The 6,888-nt window shown below is 69.1% G+C and carries 8 protein-coding genes and 1 riboswitch; all 8 genes read left to right on the top strand.

Translation table 11 applies throughout. The features are described from left to right. On the top strand, positions 1 to 484 hold a 484-nt coding region (locus tag ACH107_RS28380; protein ID WP_412509098.1), incomplete at its 5' end, for an MOFRL family protein. Between the two features lie 33 nt (positions 485 to 517). Further along, positions 518 to 730, top strand: a riboswitch (cobalamin riboswitch). A gap of 138 nt (positions 731 to 868) precedes the next feature. Next, entirely contained in the window at positions 869 to 2,725 is a 1,857-nt protein-coding gene (locus tag ACH107_RS28385) for a TonB-dependent receptor plug domain-containing protein (RefSeq protein WP_412509099.1), read from the top strand. Next, positions 2,712 to 3,590 (top strand): ABC transporter substrate-binding protein, encoded by an 879-nt coding sequence (locus ACH107_RS28390; RefSeq protein ID WP_412509100.1) that lies wholly within the window; start codon positions 2,712 to 2,714, stop codon positions 3,588 to 3,590. Before ACH107_RS28385 ends, ACH107_RS28390 begins: the two co-directional genes overlap by 14 nt. After that, positions 3,587 to 4,570: a FecCD family ABC transporter permease gene (locus tag ACH107_RS28395; protein ID WP_412509101.1), complete on the top strand. Its 984-nt coding sequence runs from the start codon at positions 3,587 to 3,589 to the stop codon at positions 4,568 to 4,570. The genes ACH107_RS28390 and ACH107_RS28395 overlap by 4 nt, the downstream gene beginning before the upstream one ends. Next, positions 4,567 to 5,331, top strand: coding sequence for an ABC transporter ATP-binding protein (locus tag ACH107_RS28400; protein ID WP_412509102.1), 765 nt, complete (start codon positions 4,567 to 4,569; stop codon positions 5,329 to 5,331). The genes ACH107_RS28395 and ACH107_RS28400 overlap by 4 nt, the downstream gene beginning before the upstream one ends. 21 nt (positions 5,332 to 5,352) lie before the next feature. Then, positions 5,353 to 5,991, top strand: a complete 639-nt coding sequence (locus ACH107_RS28405; RefSeq protein WP_412509103.1) for a MotA/TolQ/ExbB proton channel family protein — start codon at positions 5,353 to 5,355, stop codon at positions 5,989 to 5,991. After that, positions 5,991 to 6,374 (top strand): ExbD/TolR family protein, encoded by a 384-nt coding sequence (locus tag ACH107_RS28410; protein ID WP_412509104.1) that lies wholly within the window; start codon positions 5,991 to 5,993, stop codon positions 6,372 to 6,374. Before ACH107_RS28405 ends, ACH107_RS28410 begins: the two co-directional genes overlap by 1 nt. 3 nt (positions 6,375 to 6,377) lie before the next feature. Continuing rightward, positions 6,378 to 6,749 (top strand): ExbD/TolR family protein, encoded by a 372-nt coding sequence (locus tag ACH107_RS28415; RefSeq protein WP_310692160.1) that lies wholly within the window; start codon positions 6,378 to 6,380, stop codon positions 6,747 to 6,749. Positions 6,750 to 6,888: the final 139 nt, after the last annotated feature.

Consider the following 6,888-nt stretch of genomic DNA (forward strand, 5'->3'; position numbering starts at 1 on the left):
CGCGGCGGCCGCGCTGGCCCGCGCCGAGGGCCTCAAGGTCCGGATACTGGGCGATGCGATCGAGGGCGAGGCGCGCACCGTCGCCGCCGAGCACGCCGCATTGGCCCGTGACCTGCAGCGCACCCGCAGCGGCGCCACGCCCCTGGTGATCCTGTCCGGAGGCGAACTGACGGTGACCCAGCGCGGCGCGGGCTGCGGCGGGCCCAACGCGGAATACTGCCTGGCCCTGGCGCTGGCCCTTGAGGGCACGGCGGGAATTCACGCACTGGCCTGCGACACGGACGGTGTCGACGGCGCCGCGGAGGTCGCGGGCGCGCACATCTCGCCCGACACGCTGGACCGGGCGCGCGCAGCGGGGCTGGACCCGGCGGGCGCACTGGCGCGCAACGACGCGCATGTTTTTTTTGCCGCGTTGGGCGATCAGGTGGTGACGGGGCCGACCCTGACCAATGTTAACGATTTTCGCGCCCTGCTGATCCGCTAGCCCCCACCCCTTTACACAAGCGCGGGCGGGCTATAACGATTGGGTTGCTTCGGTCTGGGACGGCACGCCGTCCCGATAATAGGGAACTGTGGTGCGGTCATGCAGATGGCCAAATCCACGACTGCCCCCGCAACTGTGAGCGGAGAGCGATGCCGGCACATGCCACTTCGGGCCCAGGCCCGGGGGAAGGCCCGGCAAAGCGGCGACCCGCAAGTCAGGAGACCTGCCGAAGTGATCACCCTATCCGGGCGCGGGGCGCGCCAGGGATAACGGACCTTCCGTCGTGGTGGCATCTTTAGCCGTGCGCGGGAGGAGTGCGATCTCCCCCGATCACAAGACCAAAAACAGGGCCGGACACCGGCCCGAGATCCGATTGGGATGACCATGACCAGACAGACCCTCTGGGCGAGCACCGCCCTTATCGCCCTGTCCACCCCCCTGGCCGCGCAGCAGGCCTTCGAGCTGGACGAAATCATCGTCAGCGGCAACCTTGACGAGACCACGCTGGAACGCATCGGCACGACCGCCAGTGTCGTCACCCGGGACGACCTGGAAGAAAGCGGCGAGGCGCGCGTGATCGACTACATCGCCCGCCTGCCCGGCGTCGACGTCCGGGCGCGCGGCCCTGTCGGCACCAAGTCCTCCATCACCGTTCGCGGCGCGGGGCAGAACTATGTGCGCGTGCTGGTCGATGGCATCGACGTGACCGATACCTCGGGCACGCAGGTCGCCTATGACTTCGGCAGCCTGCGCACCGCGGACGTCAGCCGAATCGAGATCCTGCGCGGCGGCCAGGGCGCGCTTTACGGGTCGGAATCCATCGGCGGGGTCGTCAACATCACCACCCGGCGCGCCACCGAGGAGGGCCTGACCACCGGCGCCGCCATAGAACTGGGCAGCTACAACACCCTCGCGGCCAGCTACGGGCTGACCATGAAGCAGGGCGACATGGACCATGCCTTCACCCTGTCCTCGATCCAGACCGACGGCTTTTCCGCAGCCGACGAGAACGACGGCAACGACGAGGCCGACGGCTATCGCGCCAACCGCCTGAGCTTTGCCCTCGGCCGCGACCTGGCCGGAGGCGGCCGGGTCGAGGTCAACGGGTTCTACGAGGACTCCTACGGCGAGTACGATGAAGGCGGCCCTGTGGATGGCTCACCAGATGAAGCGACAGACAACACCGCTCTTGGCCTGCGCGCCATGGCCCAGTTGCCGACCGGCGCCGTCGACAGCGAGTTTGCCGTCACCTACTACGCCATCGACCGTGACACGGAAGGCAGCACGGACTTTTTCAGCGCCGACAATCTCTACCAAGGGCGGCGCCTCGGGTTGTCCTACTTGGGCAAGATGTCGCTGAACCAGTCCTCGGACCTTCGCTTCGGTACTGACTTTACCCACGAAACATTCGACCGCTCTGGCTCGGCTGGTCCCGCGTCCGGGGAAAGCGATACACTGGGCATCTTTTCCGAACTGACCTATGCGCCGTCGGACAATCTCGACCTCGTCGGTAACCTGCGAGTGGATGAACATTCACAATTTGGCACCTTCACCACCGGACGGCTGGCCGCTTCTTGGCGTGTCACACCAGATTACATTGTGCGATCCTCAGCTGCGACCGCGTTTCGTGCGCCCTCGCTCTACGAGCTTTTCGGGGACTCGATTGCAAATCCAGACCTGAACGCAGAAGAAAGTCGGTCAGTCGATCTCGGGATTGAACGCCGAATCGGTCAGAAAGGCTTTGTTCGGGCGACGGTATTTTACAACGAGACGGAAAATCTGATCGACTATTCCGACAACAATACCCCCGACGACTACGACGACGACTTCTATGCCAATGTCCCCGGCACCGTCACGAGAAATGGCTTGGAACTGGAACTGGGCCTGCCGCTGACCGACGCCATGCGGCTGGACGCCAGCTATACCTACACCGAAGGCGACAATCCGCCGCTTGATCAATTCAACGCCTGGAACCTCGAGTTTCCGACGCATGACATCTCGGCGACGCTGTCGGGCGATGTCACCGAGCGGGTCTCGGGCAGTGTCAGCCTGCAGCGCGCGATGGACCGGCCCACGCTCGACGACTACACGGTCGTCAATGCCAAGGTCGGCTACGCCCTGAGCGACGGGGCCGAGGCCTACATGCGCGTCGACAACCTGCTGGACACAGAATACCAGACCCAGGCGGGCTACGGCACCTCCGACCGGGCGTTTTACGTTGGGCTGCGTGCGCAATTCTAGGGTCATATCCCTGGCGCTGGGGGCGGTGCTGGCCACCGCCCCCGCAGGCGCGCAGGACGGGGCTGAACCGGGCGTGCCCGCGGCCCCGCCGGAGCGTGTCGTCTCGATGAACCTGTGCACTGACCAGCTGGCGATGATGCTGGCGGATGACGACCAGTTGCACTCGGTCTCCTACCTGTCGCAGCAGGCGCGCGGGTCGGCGCTGGTCGAGCAGGCCCGGCAGTATGTGCCCAACCGCGCGCTGGCCGAGGAAATCTACCTCATGGACCCCGACCTGGTGATCGCGGGCAGTTTCTCGGACCGCACGACACTGGACATGCTGCGGCGGCTTGATGTGCCCGTCGCCGTTTTCGAGCCCGCGGGCAACCTGTCGGATATCCGCGACCGGGTGCGGCGCATGGGCGCGGTGCTGCACCGCGAAGAGGCCGCCGACCGCATGGTGGCCCGCTTCGAGGCCCGGCTGGCCGATCTGGTCGCACAGGCCCCGCCCGAGGGGGCCCGGCCCAGCGCCGCGCTCTACTCGGCCAACGGCTGGTCCTCGGGCGGCAAGACCCTGCCCGGCCAGATCGTCACCGCCGCCGGGTTCGACCTGGTGGCCGACGATTTCGGCCTGGCCTGGGGCGGCTTCCTGCCGCTGGAACTGCTGGCCATGTCCGACCCGGACGCGGTGATCACCGGCCAGCCCTACCCGGCCGACTCGCGGGCAGAGGAAATCCTCGATCACCCTGTCGTGGCGCATCTGAAACGCGACAGCATGCGCGGCATCGTCAGCGACCAGGACTGGTCCTGCGGCACGCCGCTTGTGCTGGACGCCATCGCGCGGCTTTCGGACGCGCGGCTGGCCGCGAGCGGGGCCGGCCGATGACCCGGCTGATGCTGGTCCTCTCGGCGCTGGTGCTGGCGCTGACCGGCGCCGCGCTGGTGATCGGCCCGGCCAATGCGCCCTATGGCGACAGCCTCGCCGCCCTCTTCGTCGATGACGGCACGCCGCTGACGCTGGTCATGCGCGAAATTCGCCTGCCCCGCGCCATCCTGGCGCTGGCCATCGGGGCCAGCCTCGGGATGGCCGGCGCGGCGATGCAGGGCTACCTGCGCAACCCGCTGGCCGACCCCGGCTTGATCGGGGTCTCGGCCTCGGCGGCGCTGGGCGCGGTGCTGGCGATCCAGACCGGGCTGGCAGCGGCCTTTGCCTTCGGCCTGCCGCTGGCGGCCCTGGCTGGCGCGGTGCTCGGCGTGGTGCTGGTGCTGGCGCTTGCCGGGCCGCGCGGGGCCTCGATCACGTTGATCTTGGCCGGCATCGTCGTCTCGTCGCTGGCCGGCGCGCTGACCTCGCTGGTGCTGAACCTCTCGCCCAATCCCTTCGCCGCCTCGGAAATCGTCTTCTGGATGATGGGCTCGCTCGCCGACCGGTCCATGGATCACGTCTGGCTGGCTCTGCCGCTGATCGCGCTGGGGCTGGCGCTGCTGGCCACACTGACCCGCGGGCTTGAGGCGCTGACCCTGGGCGAGGATGCCGCCCAGGCGCTTGGCATCAACCTGACCCGGTTGCGGCTGACGCTGGTGGTGGGTACCGCGGCCGTCGTCGGCGCCTCCACCGCCGTCGTAGGCACCATCGGCTTCGTCGGACTTGTGGTGCCACACCTGCTGCGCCCCTTCGTGGGGGCGCGGCCCGGCGCCCTGCTCTGGGCCTCGGCGCTGGGCGGGGCGGCGATGCTGCTGGCCGCCGACATACTGGTGCGCGTGGTGCTGCCGACCAAGGACCTCAAGCTGGGCGTCGTCACCGCGCTGGTGGGCGCGCCGCTGTTCCTGCACCTGATCTACAAGACGCGGAGGCAGATGGCATGAGCCTGCTGAGCGTCTCCGGCCTGACCATCCACCGTGGCAAGCGCACCATCCTGCGCGAGGTGGGGTTCGACATCGGCGCGGGCGAGTTGATCGGCCTGATCGGCGCCAATGGCGCGGGCAAGACAACGCTATTGCGCGCGGTTTTGGGCCTGTTGCCCGCCACGGGCCACAGCAGCCTGGCCGCCCTGCCCCGGCGGGACCGTGCGAAACAGGCCGCCTGGATGCCCCAGGCGCGCGAAGTGGCCTGGCCGGTCAGCGTCGAGCGCCTCGTCACCCTCGGCCGCTTGCCGCACCTGGGCGTGGGACAGGCCATGGGGGCCGCCGACCGCGCCGCCATTGACGCGGCGGTCGGCGCCCTGGGGCTGGAGGATTTCCGCCGCCGCACTGCGACCAACCTGTCGGGCGGTGAACTGGCCCGTGTGCTGATCGCCCGCACCCTGGCGCAGGAGACGCCGCTGGTCCTGGCGGATGAGCCCATCGCCGGGCTGGACCCGGCCCACCAGATCCAGACCATGCGGCTCTTTGCCGGGCTGGCGCAACAGGGCCGGTCTGCGGTGGTGTCGATCCACGATCTCGGGCTTGCGGCGCGCCATTGTACCCGGCTGATCCTGCTGGGTGGGGGCCGCCTTGTCGCCGATGGCGCCCCCGGCGACGTTCTCACGCCAGACAACCTGACCGACCATTTCAATATCACGGCGCATTTCGCGCAGACCGAGGCGGGGCCGATCTTCCAGCCGCTCGACGTGGTGGGGATGGACTGAACCGATGAGGAGAGACGGGGCATGACCGATCTGACCACACTCACCGGGATGCTGGCCCGCGGGGGCCCGGCCCTCTGGCTCATTGCCGGGCTGTCGGTGCTGACGCTCGCGCTGGTGCTGTGGAAGATCTGGCGGCTGTCATTGGCCGGCGCCTGGGGCGGTCGCCGGGCCGAGGCCGTGGTGGTACGGCTCTGCGCGGGCAAGGACAGCGCCCTGCCCGAGCGTCCGCGCACGGTGCGGCTGCGCTTTGTCACCGACAGCTGGCAGGTGCTGCACGGCGACGCCCTGGGCGCAGAGGCCGCGCGCGAAGAGATCACCCGGCTGGCGCAACGCACCTTATCGGACCTGCGCGGAGGCCTGCGCCCGCTGGAACTGATCGCCACCATCGCACCGCTGATCGGCCTGCTGGGCACCGTTCTGGGCATGATCGAGGCCTTCCAGGCCCTGCAGGACAGCGGCGCGCAGGCCGATGCGGGCGTGCTCGCGGGCGGGATATGGGAAGCTCTTCTGACCACCGCCGCCGGCATGGCCGTGGCGATCCCGGCCACCATCGCCCAGTCCTGGTTCGAGAGCGTGGCCGAGCGCGTGCGCCTCGACATGGAGGATCATGCGACCCGCCTGGTCATCCATGCCCAGGCGCGCCGGGGGGCCGTGGCCTGATGTTCTCCTTCGCCCCCGAAAGGGCGCCGCGCCGCCCCAGCCTGACCCCGATGATCGACGTTGTCTTCCTGTTGCTGATCTTCTTCATGCTGACCGCACAGTTCACCCGCGACCACAGCCTGTCGCTGACCCCGGGCGGCGCCGGGTCAGAGGCCTACACCGGCCCGCCGCGTCTGGTGCGGATCGCGCCCGAGGGTCTTCGCCTGAACGGGCAGAGGATCGCTCTGGAGGCGCTGCCCGAGGCACTTGGAGGGCTGACCGAGGCCCCCTCGGACATGATCGTCCTGCACCCGGCCGAGGGGGCCGACCTGCAACGCCTGGTGCAGGTGATGACCGCGCTCGAGGCCGCCGGTTTCACCCGGCTGGCCCTGACGGAGGACTAGGCCATGCGCTTTGCAGCCCCGTCCCGCCGCCCCCGCTCCGAGGCCATCGTGCCGATGATCAACGTGGTCTTCCTGCTGCTGATCTTCTTCATGATGACCTCGCGCATCGCCCCGCCCCCGCCGGTCGAGGTCGCGCCCCCCGAGGCCTCGCCCGAGAAACTGGCCGAGGGCGAGGCGGTCTTGTGGATCACCGGCGATGGCACCCCGGCCTTCGGCGACCTGCGCGGTGCGGCGGTCTGGCCCGCGCTGACCGCCCTGCCCGCCGAGGTGCCGCTGACCGTCATCGCCGATGCCGCCCTGTCCGCGACCCGTCTGGCGGCGATCCTGTCGCGTCTCGGTCCCAACCGGGCGGTCGAATTGGTGGTGCGCGGATGATGCGGCTGGATTTCCTTCTGTTTCTGGGGCTGGCGACAGCGGCGCATCTGGCCGTTTTGCCCGCGCCCGATCCGTCGGGGCGCGCCGGCGGCGGCGCCGAGGGCAAGGACAGCGTCACCCTCGCCGCCAGCGCCCCGAC

The organism is Roseovarius halophilus (ex Wu et al. 2025) (genome assembly GCF_047086965.1).

Coding starts and splice junctions, on each gene's coding strand:
- ACH107_RS28385 (WP_412509099.1), top strand. CDS start 869: ATGACCAGACAGACCCTCTGGGCGAGCACCGCCCTTATCGCCCTGTCC.
- ACH107_RS28395 (WP_412509101.1), top strand. CDS start 3,587: ATGACCCGGCTGATGCTGGTCCTCTCGGCGCTGGTGCTGGCGCTGACC.
- ACH107_RS28400 (WP_412509102.1), top strand. CDS start 4,567: ATGAGCCTGCTGAGCGTCTCCGGCCTGACCATCCACCGTGGCAAGCGC.
- ACH107_RS28405 (WP_412509103.1), top strand. CDS start 5,353: ATGACCGATCTGACCACACTCACCGGGATGCTGGCCCGCGGGGGCCCG.
- ACH107_RS28410 (WP_412509104.1), top strand. CDS start 5,991: ATGTTCTCCTTCGCCCCCGAAAGGGCGCCGCGCCGCCCCAGCCTGACC.
- ACH107_RS28415 (WP_310692160.1), top strand. CDS start 6,378: ATGCGCTTTGCAGCCCCGTCCCGCCGCCCCCGCTCCGAGGCCATCGTG.